The 17,939-nt window shown below is 44.2% G+C and carries 21 protein-coding genes, 1 tRNA gene and 2 rRNA genes; 8 read left to right on the top strand and 16 right to left on the bottom strand.

Annotated elements, in window-relative coordinates; translation table 11 throughout:
* The first annotated feature begins 64 nt into the window (after positions 1-64).
* Entirely contained in the window at positions 65-385 is a 321-nt protein-coding gene (locus ACFSCZ_RS17895) for a tyrosine-type recombinase/integrase (protein ID WP_380775906.1), read from the top strand.
* A gap of 115 nt (positions 386-500) precedes the next feature.
* Here the strand turns inward: ACFSCZ_RS17895 and groL are convergent, their stop codons facing one another.
* Together groL and groES are read right to left on the bottom strand one after the other, a co-directional pair.
* Complete coding sequence (gene groL / locus ACFSCZ_RS17890; protein WP_380775900.1) at positions 501-2,132, bottom strand: chaperonin GroEL; 1,632 nt, start codon at positions 2,130-2,132, stop codon at positions 501-503.
* A 62-nt stretch (positions 2,133-2,194) separates the two neighbouring features.
* Entirely contained in the window at positions 2,195-2,479 is a 285-nt protein-coding gene (gene groES, locus ACFSCZ_RS17885; protein WP_018706777.1) for a co-chaperone GroES, read from the bottom strand.
* A 341-nt stretch (positions 2,480-2,820) separates the two neighbouring features.
* On the opposite strand from groES, the gene ACFSCZ_RS17880 reads away from it, so the two are divergent.
* The 6 genes from ACFSCZ_RS17880 to ACFSCZ_RS17855 all read left to right on the top strand — a co-directional run bounded on the left by ACFSCZ_RS17880 (position 2,821) and on the right by ACFSCZ_RS17855 (position 7,775).
* Positions 2,821-3,627 carry a basic amino acid ABC transporter substrate-binding protein gene (locus ACFSCZ_RS17880; protein ID WP_380775896.1) on the top strand — a complete coding sequence of 269 codons (807 nt, stop codon included), beginning with the start codon at positions 2,821-2,823 and terminating at the stop codon, positions 3,625-3,627.
* A 51-nt stretch (positions 3,628-3,678) separates the two neighbouring features.
* Positions 3,679-4,407 (top strand): amino acid ABC transporter permease, encoded by a 729-nt coding sequence (locus ACFSCZ_RS17875; RefSeq protein ID WP_380775903.1) that lies wholly within the window; start codon positions 3,679-3,681, stop codon positions 4,405-4,407.
* On the top strand, positions 4,404-5,126 hold the full coding sequence (locus ACFSCZ_RS17870) for an amino acid ABC transporter ATP-binding protein (RefSeq protein ID WP_380775893.1): 723 nt from the start codon (positions 4,404-4,406) through the stop codon (positions 5,124-5,126). Before ACFSCZ_RS17875 ends, ACFSCZ_RS17870 begins: the two co-directional genes overlap by 4 nt.
* Before the next feature lie 711 nt (positions 5,127-5,837).
* Complete coding sequence (locus ACFSCZ_RS17865) at positions 5,838-6,743, top strand: AEC family transporter (protein ID WP_380775890.1); 906 nt, start codon at positions 5,838-5,840, stop codon at positions 6,741-6,743.
* A 91-nt stretch (positions 6,744-6,834) separates the two neighbouring features.
* Positions 6,835-7,575, top strand: a complete 741-nt coding sequence (locus ACFSCZ_RS17860; RefSeq protein WP_380775887.1) for a CPBP family intramembrane glutamic endopeptidase — start codon at positions 6,835-6,837, stop codon at positions 7,573-7,575.
* Complete coding sequence (locus tag ACFSCZ_RS17855) at positions 7,575-7,775, top strand: YdiK family protein (RefSeq protein ID WP_380775884.1); 201 nt, start codon at positions 7,575-7,577, stop codon at positions 7,773-7,775. The genes ACFSCZ_RS17860 and ACFSCZ_RS17855 overlap by 1 nt, the downstream gene beginning before the upstream one ends.
* 20 nt (positions 7,776-7,795) lie before the next feature.
* Here ACFSCZ_RS17855 and ACFSCZ_RS17850 read toward each other — a convergent pair whose 3' ends face one another.
* From ACFSCZ_RS17850 to moaC, 6 genes are all read right to left on the bottom strand, one after another.
* A complete protein-coding gene (locus tag ACFSCZ_RS17850) occupies positions 7,796-8,503 on the bottom strand; it encodes a CPBP family intramembrane glutamic endopeptidase (RefSeq protein WP_380775881.1) in 708 nt (235 codons plus the stop codon).
* Positions 8,500-8,760, bottom strand: coding sequence for a hypothetical protein (locus ACFSCZ_RS17845; protein ID WP_380775878.1), 261 nt, complete (start codon positions 8,758-8,760; stop codon positions 8,500-8,502). The genes ACFSCZ_RS17850 and ACFSCZ_RS17845 overlap by 4 nt, the downstream gene beginning before the upstream one ends.
* A 159-nt stretch (positions 8,761-8,919) precedes the next feature.
* The gene (gene tatC, locus ACFSCZ_RS17840; protein ID WP_380775876.1) at positions 8,920-9,678 is read right to left on the bottom strand and encodes a twin-arginine translocase subunit TatC; all 759 of its coding nucleotides are present in this window, start codon (positions 9,676-9,678) and stop codon (positions 8,920-8,922) included.
* Between the two features lie 13 nt (positions 9,679-9,691).
* Complete coding sequence (locus tag ACFSCZ_RS17835; protein ID WP_380775873.1) at positions 9,692-9,871, bottom strand: twin-arginine translocase TatA/TatE family subunit; 180 nt, start codon at positions 9,869-9,871, stop codon at positions 9,692-9,694.
* 46 nt (positions 9,872-9,917) lie between these two features.
* Positions 9,918-10,595 (bottom strand): redox-sensing transcriptional repressor Rex, encoded by a 678-nt coding sequence (locus tag ACFSCZ_RS17830; protein WP_380775870.1) that lies wholly within the window; start codon positions 10,593-10,595, stop codon positions 9,918-9,920.
* Between the two features lie 41 nt (positions 10,596-10,636).
* Positions 10,637-11,122, bottom strand: coding sequence for a cyclic pyranopterin monophosphate synthase MoaC (moaC, locus tag ACFSCZ_RS17825; protein ID WP_380775867.1), 486 nt, complete (start codon positions 11,120-11,122; stop codon positions 10,637-10,639).
* A 124-nt stretch (positions 11,123-11,246) separates the two neighbouring features.
* Here moaC and ACFSCZ_RS17820 point away from each other — a divergent pair, with 124 nt between their 5' ends.
* A complete protein-coding gene (locus ACFSCZ_RS17820) occupies positions 11,247-13,187 on the top strand; it encodes an ABC-F family ATP-binding cassette domain-containing protein (protein WP_380775864.1) in 1,941 nt (646 codons plus the stop codon).
* Positions 13,188-13,389: 202 nt separating this feature from the next.
* Here ACFSCZ_RS17820 and ACFSCZ_RS17815 read toward each other — a convergent pair whose 3' ends face one another.
* The 8 genes from ACFSCZ_RS17815 to ACFSCZ_RS17780 all read right to left on the bottom strand — a co-directional run.
* Positions 13,390-14,211: a hypothetical protein gene (locus ACFSCZ_RS17815; RefSeq protein WP_380775861.1), complete on the bottom strand. Its 822-nt coding sequence runs from the start codon at positions 14,209-14,211 to the stop codon at positions 13,390-13,392.
* A 178-nt stretch (positions 14,212-14,389) separates the two neighbouring features.
* A complete protein-coding gene (gene tsaD / locus ACFSCZ_RS17810; protein ID WP_380775858.1) occupies positions 14,390-15,412 on the bottom strand; it encodes a tRNA (adenosine(37)-N6)-threonylcarbamoyltransferase complex transferase subunit TsaD in 1,023 nt (340 codons plus the stop codon).
* A complete protein-coding gene (gene rimI / locus ACFSCZ_RS17805; protein ID WP_380775855.1) occupies positions 15,409-15,879 on the bottom strand; it encodes a ribosomal protein S18-alanine N-acetyltransferase in 471 nt (156 codons plus the stop codon). Before rimI ends, tsaD begins: the two co-directional genes overlap by 4 nt.
* The gene (gene tsaB / locus ACFSCZ_RS17800; protein WP_380775852.1) at positions 15,872-16,576 is read right to left on the bottom strand and encodes a tRNA (adenosine(37)-N6)-threonylcarbamoyltransferase complex dimerization subunit type 1 TsaB; all 705 of its coding nucleotides are present in this window, start codon (positions 16,574-16,576) and stop codon (positions 15,872-15,874) included. Before tsaB ends, rimI begins: the two co-directional genes overlap by 8 nt.
* Entirely contained in the window at positions 16,557-17,027 is a 471-nt protein-coding gene (tsaE, locus tag ACFSCZ_RS17795) for a tRNA (adenosine(37)-N6)-threonylcarbamoyltransferase complex ATPase subunit type 1 TsaE (protein ID WP_380775849.1), read from the bottom strand. Before tsaE ends, tsaB begins: the two co-directional genes overlap by 20 nt.
* 150 nt (positions 17,028-17,177) lie before the next feature.
* Positions 17,178-17,251: transfer RNA gene (locus tag ACFSCZ_RS17790), tRNA-Met, on the bottom strand.
* A gap of 218 nt (positions 17,252-17,469) precedes the next feature.
* A 5S ribosomal RNA gene (gene rrf / locus ACFSCZ_RS17785) occupies positions 17,470-17,585 on the bottom strand.
* A gap of 262 nt (positions 17,586-17,847) precedes the next feature.
* A 23S ribosomal RNA gene (locus tag ACFSCZ_RS17780) occupies positions 17,848-17,939 on the bottom strand; the annotation flags it as partial.

Below are 17,939 nucleotides of genomic sequence, written 5' to 3'. Positions count from 1 at the left end.
ATTCCCCCGGCAGGGGGAATGTCTTTAATCACTAAGTGGCTCACCCATGTCATAAGGTGGCTCTATTTTATGTCACAAGTGGCTCAAAAAGATGGCAAAGCTGGCTCTATCCCATGGCAATATTCAACAATTAAGAAAAGTAGTAGAAACTAGACTAAAACGTCTGTTAAAAATGGCGGGTATTAATAAAAATATCACACCTCATTCATTCAGACATACTCATACGTCACTTCTTATTGAAGCGGGTGTTGGAGTTAAGGAAATACAACAACGATTAGGACATACAGATATTAATACAACAATGAATATTTATGCTCATATGACTGCTAATATGGAAGAAAAGGCCTCTCACCAGTTTAGTGAACTGATGAAAGACCTTCTCTAATAACAGAGTTTTATTTTTAAAAGATAAGCTTTTATCACTCACTATGAGCAAAATTATGAGCATTTATCTTTCTTCTATCTTAAAATCCCTATACAACAAGGTTTGGAGGGCTTTATTACATCATGCCGCCCATTCCGCCCATGTCAGGCATTCCGCCGCCGGCTCCACCAGCGTTTTCTTCTGGCTTATCAGCAACAACTGCTTCAGTTGTAAGAAGCATAGCTGCTACAGATGCAGCGTTTTGAAGCGCAGAACGAGTTACTTTTGTTGGGTCAACAATACCAGCGTCAATCATGTTTTCCCACTCGCCATTGGCAGCGTTGAAGCCGATGCCGATTTCTTCTTTCTTCAGGCGGTCAACGATAACAGATCCTTCGAGACCTGCGTTTTGAGCGATTTGACGCACAGGCTCTTCAAGCGCACGAAGTACGATTTTCACACCAGTCGCTACATCTCCGTCGCCTTCAATTTGTGCAACCTTGTTGTAGACGTTCACTAGAGCTGTTCCCCCACCGGAAACAATACCTTCTTCAACAGCCGCACGAGTAGCGTTCAATGCGTCTTCGATGCGAAGCTTGCGCTCTTTCAACTCGGTTTCTGTTGCAGCACCTACTTTGATCACTGCTACACCGCCAGCCAATTTAGCCAAGCGCTCCTGAAGTTTTTCTTTATCGAATTCAGAAGTTGTTTCTTCCAATTGCGCACGAATTTGGTTGACGCGGCTTGCAATGTTGGAAGATTCGCCGGAACCTTCAACAATCGTTGTGTTTTCTTTTGTAACAACAACTTTCGCAGCGCGTCCAAGTGATTGGATAGAAGCTGTTTTCAGGTCAAGTCCAAGATCTTCTGTAATTACTTCTCCACCAGTCAAAATTGCAATATCTTCAAGCATTGCTTTGCGGCGGTCCCCGAACCCGGGAGCTTTTACAGCTACTGCGTTAAATGTACCGCGAAGTTTGTTCACAACCAGTGTAGCCAATGCTTCGCCTTCTACATCTTCAGCGATGATCAACAATGGTTTGCTTTGTTGAACAACTTGCTCAAGAAGTGGAAGAACTTCCTGGATGTTTGTGATTTTCTTGTCAGTGATCAAGATATATGGATCTTCCAGTACAGCTTCCATTTTATCAGAGTCTGTTACCATGTAAGGAGATGCATATCCGCGGTCGAATTGCATACCTTCCACAACATCAAGCTCTGTTGTAAATCCTTTGGATTCTTCAATTGTGATAACACCGTCGTTTCCAACGCGTTCCATAGCTTCGGCGATCAATTGTCCAACTTCTTCGTCTCCGGAAGAAATAGCCGCAACTTGCGCAATGGACTCTTTGTCTTCAATTTGTTTGGAGATGCTGTGAAGCTCTTCAACTGCAGTAGCAACTGCCTGCTCGATTCCTTTGCGTACGCCGACAGGATTGGCTCCAGCTGTAACGTTTTTCAATCCTTCTTGGATCATCGCTTGAGCAAGAACTGTAGCCGTAGTTGTACCGTCCCCAGCTACATCGTTTGTTTTGCTTGCTACTTCAGATACAAGCTTGGCACCCATGTTTTCGAATGGATCTTCCAATTCGATTTCTTTAGCGATGGTTACACCGTCATTAGTAATGAGCGGGGAACCAAATTTTTTCTCAAGTACTACGTTGCGCCCTTTTGGCCCAAGTGTAACTTTTACCGCATCAGCCAACTGATCCACACCGCTGAGCAAAGCACGGCGGGCATCTTCGTTAAACTTTATATCTTTTGCCATCGTAAATTGCCTCCCTATCCTGTTATAAAAGTTTTTTTCTCATATGAAAATGTTCTTTTCTATTAGCCGATAACAGCCAATATATCAGACTCACGTAAGATCAAATATTCAGTTCCTTGGTATTTCACTTCTGTACCAGCGTATTTAGAGAAGATGATGCTGTCTCCTTCAGATACTTCTGGTGCCACACGCTCACCGCTGTCCAGCACACGTCCTGTTCCAACAGCAACGACTTTGCCTTCCTGCGGCTTCTCTTTCGCAGAATCCGGAAGAACAATACCGCTCGCAGTTTTTTCTTCAGATTCCACAAGTTCAATGATTACGCGATCCCCAAGTGGTTTTAACAAGTGAAACAACCTCCTTAAATGATATGTAAGTTGTTGATTAGCACTCTCGCCGGTCGAGTGCTAATCACAAATATTATAATAAATAATTTGTATTTCATTTGCAAGCCTTAACCTGTTTTTTTTGAAAAATCTTTATCCAGAACGCATACCGCCTGCAAAATTGGACTTCTCCTCATTATAAACAAATATATTTCCTTATTTATTACAAATCGTTCGCCAAACTTTTATCTTCTTTGTCATATTGCTTCACTCTACTAATTGGCTTATAATTGTGATAATCATCAGAAGTGACAGAATAGTGGTTGACTTCAGATGATGCAAAAAAACAAGGGGGAATATACATGAAAAAAATCTCACGTCTTTGGTCTCTCAGCCTTCTCCTGGTGGGCCTTGCTTTGGTCCTGTTCGGATGCGGAGGCGGATCAGAAGAAACTGCTGAGCCCGCAAGCGGCAGTGACAGCGACGGCGGCGGCAAAGAAAAGTTAGTCGTCGGTACGGATGCTACATACGCACCAATGGAGTACATGGATAATAACGGAAATATTGTTGGTATTGACATCGATATTGTGGAAGCGATTGCAGAAGAAGTCGGCGTGGAAGTTGAGTTTAAAAATATTGGCTGGGAACCCCTTTTCCCTGCGGTAGAAAATGGCGAAGTAGACTTTGCAGTTTCCTCTATTACGATTACTGATGAGCGCAAAGAAACATTTGATTTTACTGATCCCTACTATGTGGCTAAACAAGTTATTCTCGTCAAAGAAGGTTCTGATATTAAATCATTTGAAGATTTAAAAGATAAAAAAGTATCTCTGCAAATTAATACGACAGGACATGCAATGATGAGAGATATCCAAGGAAACACAAGCTCTAATATTATCGCTGCTGAAACAATGCCGCTTGCCATTGAGGAATTATTGAACGGGAATGCTGATGCAGCAGTTGGAGATAACTCTACTGTCAATGAATATATTAAAAACAACCCGAATGTAGAGATGGAAGTCATCGAAGATGACAGCGTTGAACAAGAATTTTATGGATTAATGGTTAAAAAAGGAAACACGGAAGTGGTAGATCTGCTAAATGAGGGCATTCAAAAAATAAAAGAAAATGGCAAGTTGAAAGAAATCACCGGCTTTGACATTGAGTAAGTTGTCACTTCTAAGCCTGAAAACATCTAACTCAATTTGGAGGTGGTCATGATAGACTTTTTAGATATTCGTCTGGATATGATCTGGAACTATAAAGAGCTATTCATCCGAGGGTTATGGGTTACCCTCGGATTGACGGCAGTCGGTTATGTAAGCGGAATCATTTTAGGTTTGTTTATTGGAATGGGCAAATTATCCAAGAGAAAATGGATCTATTATCCTTGTAAATATTATGTAGACTTTTTTAGGGGGACTCCCCTGCTCGTTCAAATTCTCCTTATCCATTTGGCCCTGATACCCACCGTATTCGGACAATCCCTCGGGTATTTTGTATCAGGTGCAATAGCACTGGCGCTAAACTGCGGTGCCTACAATGCAGAAATTATTCGTGCCGGTATCCAGTCTATCGAAAAAGGACAAATGGAAGCAGCCAGATCTCTGGGAATGCCAAGAAATGTCGCTATGAAACATATTATTTTACCACAGGCGTTCAGACGAATGGTCCCTCCTCTCGGGAATGAATTGATTGCCTTGCTGAAAGATTCTTCTCTCGTTACCGTTATCGCGGCCAATGACTTGTTATATGCCGGTAAAGTAGTGGCAGGTGCCTATGCAAGATTCTGGGAGCCTTACATAACCGTTGCAATTTTGTACTTGCTTCTCACCTGGTTATTTACAAAGATCATTGCTTATATCGAAAAGCGGTTCAGCAATAGCTATATTCCACGTCAAAGACGCCGCATCTTCACGTTTGGTCGTTCAATAGAGGTGAGCAAATGATTAAAATTGAAGGATTGCATAAATCATTCGGGGACTTGCAAGTGTTGAAAGGTATCGACTATGAAATCAAGGAAAAAGAAGTGATTTGCGTCATCGGTCCGAGCGGATCCGGAAAAAGCACATTTCTTCGATGCATTAACTTGCTGGAGGAAATTACAGAAGGATCGGTCTACATTGACGGTGTGAAAGTCAATGATCCCTCAACGGACATTAACGAGATCCGAAAAGAAGTGGGAATGGTGTTTCAGCAGTTCAATCTTTTTCCTCACATGACTGTACTGGACAACATTACGATTTCTCCTATTAAAATTAGAAAAATAAGTCAGGCCGATGCCCGAGCACTCGCTAAAGAGCTGCTTGACAAAGTAGGGCTTGGCGATAAAGCGGATGCCTATCCTGAACAGTTGTCCGGCGGGCAGATGCAAAGGGTCGCAATTGCAAGGGCACTGGCTATGAAACCGAAAGTTATGCTGTTTGATGAACCTACCTCCGCTCTTGATCCCGAAATGGTTAAAGAAGTTCTTGATGTTATGAAACAGTTGGCCATGGACGGAATGACCATGGTGGTCGTTACGCACGAGATGGGATTTGCAAGGGAAATGGGAGACCGCGTCCTGTTCATGGACCAGGGCTACCTGGTCGAGGAAGGCCCGCCTGAGCAGATCTTCGGTACTCCAAACAGCGAGCGCACGAAGGCGTTTTTGAGTAAAGTATTGTAAAAGCAAGAAATCCAGACCATGAACAAATGGTTTGGATTTTTTTGCCTGTAAAAAGCCGAATGAGCTGCCTTGGTATGAAATATATGACGATCGAAATTTTGATTCGTTCCAGTGTACAAATTCTTTTGCACATCCTCTTCGTTACCGTGGTTCAGCGATATCAGCTTACAGGGAACCGGATTTTCGAAATTGGTTTCCGTTCCAATGAGATTCCTCCCTAGTCCGGAACGCATCCTGCCGATTCGTTACCATTGCATTAAAATCCCTGCCCGTATTGTAACGAACACTCGATTTGTTACCCATTTCGCTGAGATCTTGGATCAAGACTGATGCTCCAAAGTATGAATGGTACGGAATCCCTTCTATATACAATCTATTTATTCCAGTACTTCTCTGTACAGTGGAACATGGGCTTCTTATACTGATCCAGGTTTTGCGTTTCTACTTCCATACCAAATTTCAGTTCCTATTATTTGTCCATGGGGGTGAACGCTACATCCCATGAATCTACCATCCTCGAACATTCTATAACCAGTTAGATTCAGACGATAGAACAACGATCTTCCGGAATCTATTATACAGGGGAAGACCGAGAGGATTTCCGTCGCACCAAATTTTCATTCCGTGTATGAAAATGTCTGTCTAAAAAATTTATTTTAAGCAGCAGTTTGATATGATGTTGATAGATACATAGATGGAGTTGAACGACCTGTGGATTTACTTCTGATCGTATTACCGGTTTTTTTCATATTTTTTGCCGGGTGGCTGGGACAAAAATTGCTGGGTTTTGACATTAAGTCCATTTCGAAAATGGCGCTTTATATTATGTCCCCGTTTCTTGCCTTCCGAACGTTTTATACGACTCCCCTTGCGATGGAATTTGTTTATATTTTTGTGTTTTGCTGTCTATTATCATTGGTTTTGATGGTGGTGACGTGGCTTACAAACTTGGCACTGCGGGGGGACCGTCAGAAACTGTCTGCCATGATTCTCGGCGGAGCTTTTATGAACAGCGGGAATTACGGGGCACCGGTCGTCCTGTTCGCTCTGGGGGCTGTCGCCTTTGACTACGCGGTCGTGATGATGGTCTTTCAGTCTTTTTTGATGAATTCAATTGGAATCCTTGTCGCATCCATCGGCGGGAGGGAGCAGGCAACGTTAAAAGATTCCCTCCTGCAGGTTGTCAAAATGCCTGTAATTTATGGTGCCTTGTTAGGGGTAGTGTTGCAGCTTCTCTCCATTGATCTGCCAAATGCTGTCATGGATGCGGTTGGCCTTGTAGCCGATGCCTCGATCCCAACGGTCATGCTCGTCCTCGGCATGCAGCTTGCCGCCATGCAAAGAAGGCGTGTGTCCTACAGGTTTGTTTCTGCTACAGTGGGGATCCGAATGATTTTGTCACCGATGCTGGCCCTGCTCATTTTGCATTTTATGCCCCTGGATGATCTGATCAAAGCTGTCTTATTCATACAGGCAGCCATGCCGGCAGCTGCCAATACCACTTTATTGGCTATACAGTTCGATACAGAGCCGGATTTAGTATCCTTTACGACTTTTATCACCACGATCATTAGTCTTCTGACCATCCCATATGTGCTTTTTCTGGTCGGTGTCTAAGGAGAAGCCTCTCTGTTTGAAACAGGCCTGTTTTATTAGTAAAATGGAACCTATGGTTTGATAGATATCATTTGAAGGGATTTTTCATTACATGAGCAAAACATATGTGTATATCATACTTACTTATATTGCCATGCAAATATCCGGCTTTATCGGCATGCCGATATTTTATATCATTGGAACAAACTATTTGAACCTCTCCCCTGAGGAAGCAGAAATTCAGGCTACCGGATACTGGCTTGTTTTCAGTTTTCTTTTGGGCCTGGCTATCGTTTTGTTCCTTGTTCGCAAAAGCGGAAAAGTGACAAAGATTGACAAAGCAGAGCCGCTGTCCATCGGTCCTTCCCTCTTATTGGCTGTTGCAGGAATATTTCTGGCCTTTTTCGCGCAAATCATTGCGGTTGGGATTGAACAGGCCATCGGCGTAGATCCGGGCTCGGAAAATACACAAGAAATTTTGGAGCTGATTGAGCTCTTTCCCATGATTGTGCTGATCAGCTCAATTATTGGTCCGATCCTGGAAGAGATTGTTTTTCGAAAAGTCATTTTCGGATCCCTTTACAACCGGATGCCGTTTGGGATGGCAGCTGTTCTTAGCTCTGTCATTTTTGCGTTTGCCCACATGGAGCCGGTCCATTTAATTTTATATACGGCTATGGGGTTTGTGTTTGCCTTTTTGTATGTTCTGACGAAAAGAATTATTGTACCCATTATTGCTCACGTCATGATGAATACACTCGTTGTTGTGGCACAGCGGTTTATTCCTGAAGATTTAGAGCAGACCATACAAACCTTTATTCATTTGGAGCGGTGGATGGGAGGGTTATTTTGATGAGATCACCGTTGTTTTCCGGCATCGTGTATATCCTTCTCGGTGTAACATTTACCTATTTTGCCGTTCAGCAAGTGAATTTGAACGACGAATGGGGGTTCTTTGTTTATTTAATGATTCTTTTGGCCACCTTTGACTTTGGAGCAGGCATCCGGCTTGTTTCCCTTCATTTCCGGCTGAAAAACCAAGAGCGCAAATAATGTCAAACAGGGCAAGAAGCTTATCCGTCTTCTTGCCCTGTTTGCGAGGTTTTGTTTGGAAAAAAGACAAATTTCACATCGATGAGAAAATGTAAAGCGATACTGATCCAGAGGTTTCCGGTAATCAGATAGACCACCAGCAATAATCCGCCTAAATAGGCTGTACTGAGTACGCCGCTCCATCCTTGATATAAGTGAACAATGCCAAACAGCATGCTTAAAACAATAACGATCGCTATAACTGAAAGGTCAAACGGAAGCTGCCCCACATAATACAGCATGACTCCGCGAAAAATGACTTCCTCACAAAATCCCGCTGTGAGAGCTACCCCTACAAACAACACTCGTTCCTTTAATGTAGTCGGCAGCATAAACCGGACTTCGTCAAGCTGGCTGCTGAAATATATTGAAATTTTTTCTTTCAATTTTTTTGAAAAAATAACAGCCAAAGCCAAAAGAACACCGGCTGTTACTGCCCCCAAGCCGATATCTTTTAAATGCCCTGCCTGGGAAGAGAGCAGAGGATCCTTGACAAAAAATAATTCAGACACGGATCGGCCCGTCCAAGCCCAGTAAGACAGAATAATCCAGACAATCACCCATTGTGGAATAATGATGTTCCAATACATTTTTGGCTTATTCTGAAGATCTGCTTTTTTCATATAGTAATAATCCGAGACCGGATAACCGATCACGATCGCAAGTAAGACAACCGTTAGATAAATCAACCCCTTGCCCCCTCTTTTAAGAAAAATGCAAGCGCCCGTCCAACGCCGTACAAACGACCCATCGTTATGCCATCAGGAACCCACGATAAAAAGACGATTTCCATCAAACAGCTTTTCACCCTGGTATCTGATGTCAAATCGTTAAAAGCATGCTTGAAATGCTCCATTATGCGCCGCAGCAGCTTTAATTCCGGGTTATGGCCGCGACCTGATCTTACGCTTCCACCGATACGGCCTGCGCCTCGTGACAAAGTCACGTTCAGATGCCACATCCCATGGATGTCGGCCGCTGGTTTGCCCCGTCCGTAAAGCCAGATGGGCGTTACAATTCTTTTATTCGAATAACTGTATAGAATGTAAACAAGAAAAAAAAGCATGGCCATCCAAGGTGGTTGACCATACTCTCGATGTTTTCCCTACTGCTCGCTATTCATTTGTCTCTCCCATTCGGCCTCTGCTTCCTGTACTTTCTTATAGCCGATTTTCGAAATCCAAATACTGATTTCATACAGCAGCAACAGCGGTACTGTCACCATCATATGAGAAATGACATCCGGCGGTGTAATGAAAGCGGCGATGACAAGTAAAATAAAGTATGCATATTTACGTACCTGTTTCAGTAAGTCCGGCGTCACGAGACCAAGCCGTGTCAAGAAAAGGATGACAACCGGCAGTTGGAAAAGAACACCAAACGGAATTGTGATCTGAAATAGAAAATGAAAATACTCGTTGATGCCAATCATCGTTTGAATATCCATATTGCCCGACAAACCGAGCATAAAACGGATCACAAACGGAAACAAAACATAATAGGAGAAAAGAACCCCCGCAATAAACAACACAAGCGATACGGGAATATAACTGAGTGTGACTTTCCGTTCTTTTTCCAGTAATCCGGGACTGATAAAGGCCCACAGCTGATATAAAATCACCGGCGAAGTCATAATCAATGCCAGGACGAACGCCATTTGCATAAACACTTTAAACGGATCGGTTACCTTGAAAGCGTTCATGGTAATATCCTGTGCAGCACTTGCATGCTGAATCCATTTAATCAGTGGCTGTGATAAAAAAAAGCTGACAATCATCGCCAGCACAAAGAAAACGACTATAATCACCAGCCGTTTTCTTAATTCTTCTATATGATCAAGAACCGTCATGTTCTTCTCATTCATATCGTTCATCCTATCACTGGTCGGTGTCTTTCTTCTTGTCCTTCTCATCGTCTTCCGCCAGCCCTTTGGTTGCGTTCTTAAATTCACGCAAAGTATTTCCTGCTGCTTTACCTAATTCAGGCAACTTTTTGGGACCAAAAATCAAGAGAGCGACAAAAGCGATAATCAGTAAACTTCCTGGACCTACTCCCATAGGGCCCACCTCCTCATATGTCTTATTTTAACGGAAACTTGTCGGATTAGCCATTTAAATTCGTATGTTCCTGTGAATTTTCCGTGTCATCAGGCGGAAAGTTTTTTAAAAAATAGATGAGAGACTGCAGCTCCACTGCCAAGTCGATATGATGAACCCGTATGGATGGCGGAACATTCAAGCGTGCAGGGGTAAAGTTCAAAATTCCCTTAATATCTGTTTTGACTATCCTGTCCGTAATCGTCTGAGCAGCACTTGACGGCACCGTCAGAATCGCCACCATCACATCTTCTTTTTGCAATCGCTCTTCCAACTCATTCATATCATATACGGGGACACCGCTGATCTCTTTTCCGATCTTGGCAGGATCGACATCAAATGCCAGGGCAATCTTTGTGTTATTATTTTTTAGAAAGTTATAATTTAAGAAAGCCGTTCCTAAATTTCCCACACCGATTAAAGCAACTTTTGACAGTTCATCCTGGTCAAGCGTTTTTCGGAAAAAAGTAAGCAGATAGTTTACATTATACCCATATCCTTTTTTTCCAAGCGCTCCAAAATAGGAAAAATCTCTGCGGATTGTAGCGGAATCCACTTTCACCGCTTCGCTTAATTCAGCGGATGAAACTCTTTGTTTTCCTGAAGCATGCAAATTTTTCAAAAACCTGTAATATAGCGGCAGCCGCTTTGCCGTAGCCTGCGGTATTTTTGTTTCTTCGTTCATTTATCGAGCCTCCAAGACTAGATGCCAAGATTACTATGCCATTATCGTTTAAAATCCTTACTTGAAACTCCGCCTGTCTTCTCGACTAAATATGTTGGACCGATAACCATCCCTTTATCAATCGCCTTGCACATATCATAAACGGTCAGCGCTGCAGCAGAAACGGCGGTGAGGGCTTCCATTTCAACGCCTGTATTTCCAATGGTTTTAACCGATGCTGTAATCTTCAGCTGCCTGTGCCCTTCTTTGCCGTCTTCCCATTCAAAAGAAATATTAATGCCTTTTAAAGGGATCGGATGGCACATGGGAATGATGTCCCACGTTTTCTTGGCAGCCATAATTCCCGCCACCTGAGCAACAGAAAGAACATCCCCTTTCTTTACTTTATGCCGACTGATATGTTCATAAATGGTTTGATTGACTTCAATACTGGATTGGGCAATGGCAGTGCGGACCGTCTCAGGTTTTCCGCTTACATCCACCATTTGCGCCCTGCCTTCTTCATTAAAATGGGTTAACTTACTCACGTTCAACACCTCTTTTCCATCATACACTATTTCGGAAATCCTGTCCTATCCCTCTTGATGAATTTTACAGATTGTCAAAAACTCAAAAAATGGTAAACTGACTATGATTAGAGGTGTAGAATTCATGCTACTGTTACAAGTACAGCAGATCACGAAATATTTTGGGGCAGATCTGATTTTATCAAATATAAAACTGGAGCTTCACGACAAAGACCGTACAGCGCTTGTAGGAAGAAACGGCGCAGGAAAGTCTACGCTGCTTAAAATTATTTCCGGAGAATTGTCTTATGATTCAGGGCAGATGGTTAAGCCGAAAGATACCTCCATCGGCTATCTGTCACAGCATACCGGTTTGGAATCCGACTTGACAATCTGGGAGGAAATGCTGTCTGTCTTTAAAAACGTCAGAGAAATGGAACAGCAATTACGGAACATAGAACTGCAGTTGGCAGATCCTGCAAACTATGAGCAGGAAGGGGCCTATGACAGATTACTATCGGAATATGACCGCCTGCAGGAGACGTTCAAGGAAATGGGCGGTTACCAATATGAATCGGATATACGGTCCGTCTTGCATGGATTCCGATTTTTTGAAGAGGATTACGATACATGCATTGCCACGCTGAGCGGCGGCCAAAAAACCCGCCTTGCTTTGGCGAAGCTTTTATTAACGCAGCCCGATTTACTCATTTTGGACGAGCCGACGAACCACCTGGATATTGAAACGATGGCATGGTTGGAAAAGTACCTGCAGAATTATCCCGGAGCTCTGCTCCTCGTCTCCCATGACCGCTATTTCTTGGATCAAATCGTCACACAAGTGTATGAGCTTTCAAGACAGGAGATCTCCGTATATCACGGAAATTATAGTAAATACCTTGAACAGAAAGCTGAGAAGTATGAACGAGAGAGGAAGCTGTATGAAAAACAGCAGGGGGAAATCGCAAAATTAGAAGATTTCATCCAGCGGAATCTGGCAAGGGCCTCTACGACCAAGCGCGCCCAAAGCCGGCGGAAACAACTGGAGCGCATGACCATCATGGACCGCCCGGCTGGCGATGAAAAATCTGCTTCCTTTTCTTTTTCCATCGATAAGCAAAGCGGGAATGATGTCCTTTCACTCGAAAATGCGGTGATCGGGTATAACGGAGAACCATTGGCAAAGGGTATCCTTTTGAAGCTTTCGCGCGGTGACAGTATCGCATTGGTCGGTCCAAACGGCGTAGGGAAGTCTACTTTGCTAAAAACGATTACGAAGAAGCTGCCACTGTTATCCGGAGACATCCGCTATGGCTCCAATGTCCAAATTGGCTATTATGACCAGGAACAGGCCGACTTATCTTCCAATAAAACCGTGTTGCAGGAATTATGGGACCACTATCCGCTTAAAAACGAAAAAGACATTCGGACGGTTCTCGGCAATTTTCTGTTCAGCGGCGACGACGTCCTCAAGACCGTTTCTTCATTAAGCGGGGGCGAAAAGGCCCGTCTCGCTCTGGCCAGACTCATGTTGCAAAATGCCAATCTGCTCATATTGGACGAGCCGACCAACCATTTAGACCTCGATAGCAAAGAAGTGCTGGAAAACGCCCTTGTGGATTATCCGGGAACCATTTTATTCGTTTCCCACGACCGCTACTTTATCAACAGAATTGCAACAAAAGTGGTGGAACTGTCCACAGAAGCAACAGTGGAATATTTAGGTGACTACGATTATTATGTTGAAAAGAAGGAAGAAATGGCAGAATTGGCCAGACTGGCGCAGAAAAAAGAAGCAAAAACACGCAAAACGGCAACTTCTTTTGTGAATAAACCTTCTTATCAACAGGAAAAGGAACGGAAAAAACTGGAGCGGCAGCGGAAACGCCGAATCAGCGAATTAGAAGAGCAAGTCACCCAGCTGGAAATGACCTTAGCTGAAAAAGAAGACCTGCTCTGCCAGCCGGAAATCTACGAAGACCACGAAAAATCATTGGAGATTCATACCGAAGTAGAAAAAGTAAAATCAGAAATCGATCAATTAATGGAAGAATGGACGGAGCTTTTGGAGGAATCAGATGCTTAGGGCCCTGCATCATGCAGGGTCTTTTTTTGTTGTATAAACTGCAAACGGGACTATAGATGGCGGAGTTTGCAATTTAAACTTTATTTGGCGGTTTGGCACTATGAATTATTTTGAGACGGATTTAGTGCATTGAACCGGGGGTTCGTGCTTTGAACCGGGGGTTCGCGCTTTGAACTGGGATTTCGCGCTTTGGATCGCGATTTCACGCTTTAAACCGGGATTTCGCGCTTTGGATCGCAATTTCGCGCTTTGAACCGGGATTTCGAGCTTTGGGTCGCGATTTCACGCTTTGGACCGGGGGTTCGCGCTTTGAACCGGGGGTTCGCGCTTTGGATCGGGATTTCGAGCTTTGAACTGGGATTTTGCGCTTTGAAATGGGATTTCGCGCTTTGAACCGGGGGTTCGCGCTTTGAACTGGGATTTCGTGCTTTGAACTGGGGGTTCGTGCTTTGAATCGGGATTTCGAGCTTTGGGTCGCGATTTCGCGCTTTGAACTCGGATTTCGCGCTTTAAACCGGGATTTCGCGCTTTGAACCGGGGGTTCGCGCTTTGAACCGGGGGTTCGCGCTTTGAACTGGGATTTCGCGCTTTGGATCGCGATTTCGCGCTTTGAACTCGGATTTCGAGCTTTGAACCGGGGGTTCGCGCTTTGAACCAGGATTTCGCGCTTTGGATCGCGATTTCGCGCTTTGAACCAGGATTTCGAGCTTTGGATCGGGATTTCGCGCTTTGAACTGGGATTTCGCGCTTTGAACTGGGATTTCGCGCTTTGAACCGGGATTTCGCGCTTTGAACCGGGATTTCGCGCTTTGGATCGCGATTTCGCGCTTTGGATCGCGATTTCGAGCTTTGAACTGGGATTTCGCGCTTTGAACTGGGATTTCGAGCTTTGAACTGGGATTTTGCGCTTTGAACTGGGGGTTCGTGCTTTGAACCGGGGGTTCGAGCTTTGAACCGGGATTTCGAGCTTTGAACCGGGATTTCGCGCTTTAAACTTACTAAAGTTATTAACAACATTGCACACAGGCTAACACTAGACTTTTCAACTTATTAACATTATTATACACATTATCCACATTCTCGCGTACGTTTCATCCACATTACCCACATACCTGTGGATACTCTGGTGATCCTTTTAATTTCTATCTCTATTTTCCTAATTAGGGTGCGTTAAGCACAAAAAAAGCGACCGAAGCCGCTTATTAAAAGTTCTCTAAATCCAAACCCGGATGAGCATTCATATCCAGTTTTCCTCTCTTGCCTGCCTTATAAAGCACAGTACCTGCAGCAGCGATCATGGCTGCATTATCTGTACATAAATATAAAGGCGGGATCACTAGTTCAATTTGATGCAAGTCACTAAAAGCTTGTTCCAAAGAGGCCCGCAAGCCCTGATTTGCTGCTACTCCCCCAGCAAGCAATACCTGCCTGACCCCAAACTCCCTGGCAGCCCGGACAGTTTTTTCAGTTAATACGTCAATGACACTTTCCTGAAAACTGGCAGCCAGATCTTCTGGGGATATCTTTTCCCCACGCTGTTCCGCATTGTGCAAAGTGTTGATTACTGCTGATTTTAAACCGCTGAAGCTAAAATCATATGATCCTTCTTCCAGCCAGGCTCTCGGCAAATCGATCACAGGCTTGCCTACCTGAGCAAGTTTATCAATTTGCGGCCCTCCCGGGTAAGGTAGATTCAATGTCCGTGCCACTTTGTCATAAGCTTCGCCTGCCGCGTCATCCAGAGTTTCGCCAATGACCTGGAAAGCTCCGTCTTCTTCCATGTATATGAGCTCTGTATGGCCTCCGGACACGACAAGCGATAAGAGTGGAAATGTAAAATCAGTGATCAGCCGGTTGGCATAAATATGGCCTGCAATATGATGAACACCGACCAGCGGCTTATTTGAACTAAACGCCAACGCTTTGGCCGCATTGACTCCAACAAGCAGGGCACCGACCAATCCCGGACCTTCTGTCACCGCGATTGCATCAATTTCTTTAAGACTTACCTCTGCTTGATTCAAGGCTTCCTCAATGACGATTGTCATTTGCTCAACATGATGCCTGGAAGCCAGTTCCGGAACAACCCCTCCAAATCTCTTGTGGCTTTCTATTTGGCTGGCAACTACATTTGAAAGGATTTCCGTTCCATTTTTAACAACAGATGCAGCAGTTTCATCACAGCTTGTTTCTATTCCTAGTACAATGATCTCTTTGTTGCTCATAAATTCACCCACATCACCTGTGCATCTTCATGATTATCTGTATAATAACCTCTTCGGATGCCGCCATCCTGAAACCCAAGCTTCTTATATAGCGACTTCGCAACGTGATTACTTACACGCACTTCAAGTGTCATCGTTTTTGCTCCGGCTTCTTTTGCTAGCTCCATCATTTTGCAAAGCAGTTTTTCGCCAAGCTTTCTTCCCCGATATTCCGGCAACACAGCAATATTCGTAATATGCGCTTCATCTAAAATAATCCATACGCCGCAATACCCGGCTTTCACACCGTCTACTTCAATAAAAACATATGAGGCAAACCGATTATGGGCGATATCGTTATAGAAAGCTTCCTCAGGCCACGGTGCCGTAAAGGAACGGCTCTCAATATGATGAAGGTGTGGAATATCTTCCAAGTTGGCAAGACGGAACTCAATATTTTTAATAGCTTCCATGCTGCGATCAATCATTTTGTATTTTCCCCTGTCTCTCCAGCCATTTGGCTTCCGCCTCTACAAGCCGGATGTAGTTTGGAGTAAACGTATGTACATTTTCCTCGGGACGGCTGACCCCCATTAAACCCAATTCTCCGGGCCGCGGGTTATATTCTCCCGGAGCCGCAAAACAGGCAGCTTGTCCCAGCGTTGATTTAAAGGTTTCTTGATGGATAGATATATCGTTTCCGACAAACAACACGGGCTCCTCATGCTCTTTTAAAAGTAAAGCCCATTCCTCTGCAGGGATGTTGCAGTCTTGACGGACAGTCACCAACTCTTGATGGTCAAACCGATAGAGCCCGGAATAGATCAAGCCTCTTCTTGCATCAAATAATGGACATATAAGCCCTGGAAAGTATCGTCCGGCTGCTGCAAGTACCGCCAGACTGGAAACACTGGATAAAGGAATTCCGAGGGTCCAGGCCATGGTCTTTGCAATCGTTACGCCAATACGGACTCCTGTATAGGAACCGGGACCCCCGGCGACAACAATTTTATTTAAATCGTCGGGTTTCATTTCACAATCAGCCAGCAGCTGTTGAATGGCCGGCATCACACGTACGCTATGGTTTTTTTTCAAATTTGTAATATATTCCCCCACGACCTTCGATTCAATTACAAGTCCAATGCCCAGTACATCATTGGACGTATCAATTGCCAGAATATTCATGAAAAAACTCCTCACATAAAGCTTTGTACCTCTTCCCGGCCGGATAAAAAACGATGCGTCTTCGATTACCATCTTCATAATGTAAATGAATGGAAAGGTGATCGGCCGGAAGCTGGTCTTCAATAAATTGAGCCCATTCTACAACGGTTACACCATTACCGTAAAAATATTCATCAAAACCTAAATCCTCAAATGAATCCTCTAAACGATAAACGTCCATGTGATACAAAGGAAGACGGCCTTTATACTCTTTAATAATGGTAAAAGTAGGGCTGTTCACATTTCCTTTTATCCCCAAACCGGCAGCCAGTCCTTTGGTAAAAGTGGTTTTACCCGCCCCCAGATCGCCTTCCAAAAGCAGCACATCTAACGGCTTTAGCAAGCTTCCCAGCTGTGAAGCAATGCCCAGTGTTTCTTCCGGAGTATTGGAAATCAATTCATATGCTTTCATATACGACTCCCTTAGATTATACAAAAAAACCTTAGGTAGCACTACCTCCCCTAAGGTTTACTTTGTTTATTTTGTTAAAAGATCATCCGGCTGCAACGCCTGGCCCAATATGAGGAAGTACTGGTAGTCTTGGCGCATGCAACTTCCTTATTGCGGAGGCAGGATTTGAACCTGCGACCTTCGGGTTATGAGCCCGACGAGCTGCCAGACTGCTCCACTCCGCGGCAATAGAAAAAAAGCTTATACTTCATTATATAGAAAGAAATGAAGGAAATCAAGAACAGGCACTAAATTCTATGTGATTCATTCTTAGGATAGATTCGTTTGCTTGTTTTAATGTTAAAATTTAGTGGAAATCATGGCAATGAATAGTGAAAATGACCTTTACCAAAGTCTGGAAGTCAAAACAAAAACATGGAGCACTCACTCCATGTTTTTGTTTGCCTGGCAGCGTCCTGCTCTCACAAGGGGAATCCCCTCACTACCATCGGCGCTGAAGAGCTTAACTTCCGTGTTCGGGATGGGAACGGGTGTGACCTCTTCGCTATCGCCGCCAGACTATGTTATTGTTAAGAGAATGTTCATTCTCTCAAAACCAGATAAGAGAAGATGCCAAGAATTGTTCAATCCAGCTCCGGCTCCTTGGTGCTCGAGGTCGCTTCACTTCCTCTGTCAAAGCCTGCCGGCTTTTCCGCCGGAAGCTCCAGCGCTTGTCGCACCAGGTCAGTCGCCTGCGCTTTTTATTCAATCCAGCTCCGGCGCCCAGCCCCTCGAGGTCACAAGTCTCCTTGGACCGGACGGGCGCTTCCGCCTTTTAATTTTGATTAAGCCCTCGATCGATTAGTATCCGTCAGCTCCATGTGTCACCACACGTCCACGCCGGACCTATCTACCTGATCGTCTTTCAGGGAT

This window comes from Siminovitchia sediminis, assembly GCF_042680885.1.
Lineage (GTDB): Bacteria > Bacillota > Bacilli > Bacillales > Bacillaceae_C > Siminovitchia > Siminovitchia sediminis.
The sequence above is the reverse complement of the archived record's forward strand: the minus strand, read 5'-3'. Positions and strand labels throughout refer to the sequence as shown.